At 64.3% G+C, this 1,072-nt stretch carries 1 protein-coding gene; it reads right to left on the bottom strand.

Features of this window, described 5'->3' with window-relative positions; translation table 11 throughout:
- Positions 1-1,072: flavodoxin-dependent (E)-4-hydroxy-3-methylbut-2-enyl-diphosphate synthase (ispG, locus tag ACIRFL_RS43885; protein WP_404041394.1), on the bottom strand; the 1,072-nt coding region annotated here is incomplete at both ends.

The following is a 1,072-nucleotide window of genomic DNA, read 5'->3' as shown; positions in this document are numbered from 1 at the left end:
TCGGACTCCATCTGCTCGGCGATCTTCATCGCCTCCTCGATCAGGGTCTCGACGATCTTCGACTCCGGCACCGTCTTGATCACCTCACCCTTCACAAAGATCTGCCCCTTGCCATTGCCCGAAGCCACACCCAGATCGGCCTCCCGCGCCTCACCGGGACCATTGACCACACATCCCATCACCGCGACCCGCAACGGCACCTCCATCCCCGTCAGACCCGCCGTGACCTCCTCCGCCAACTTGTACACATCCACCTGCGCCCGCCCACACGACGGACACGAAACGATCTCCAGACCCCGCTGCCGCAGATTCAACGACTCCAGAATCTGAATACCGACCTTGATCTCCTCCACCGGCGGAGCCGACAACGACACCCGGATCGTGTCACCGATCCCCTGCGACAACAGCGCACCGAACGCCACCGCCGACTTCACCGTCCCCTGGAACGCCGGACCCGCCTCCGTCACCCCCAGATGCAACGGATACTCACACCTCTCCGCCAACTGCCGGTACGCCTCGATCATCACCACCGGATCGTTGTGCTTCACCGAGATCTTGATGTCCCGGAAACCATGCTCCTCGAACAACGACGCCTCCCACAGCGCCGACTCCACCAGCGCCTCCGGCGTCGCCTTCCCGTACTTCTGCAGCAACCGCCGGTCCAACGACCCCGCGTTCACCCCGATCCGGATCGGCGTCCCATGATCCGCCGCCGCCCTCGCGATCTCCCGCACCTGATCATCGAACTTCTTGATATTGCCCGGATTCACCCGCACCGCCGCACACCCGGCCTCGATCGCCGCGAACACATACTTCGGCTGGAAGTGAATGTCCGCGATCACCGGAATCTGCGACTTACGCGCGATCGTCGCCAACGCATCCGCATCATCCTGCGTCGGACACGCCACCCGCACGATCTGACAACCCGACGCCGTCAACTCCGCGATCTGCTGCAACGTCGCACCCACATCCGACGTACGCGTCGTCGTCATCGACTGCACCGACACCGGCGCGTCCCCACCCACCGCCACCGAACCGACCTGGATCTGCCGGCTGCGCCGACGCTCGGCGA

Origin of the sequence: Streptomyces sp. NPDC102462, from assembly GCF_044765425.1 — a bacterium.
GTDB lineage: Bacteria > Actinomycetota > Actinomycetes > Streptomycetales > Streptomycetaceae > Streptomyces.
The sequence above is the reverse complement of the archived record's forward strand: the minus strand, read 5'-3'. Positions and strand labels throughout refer to the sequence as shown.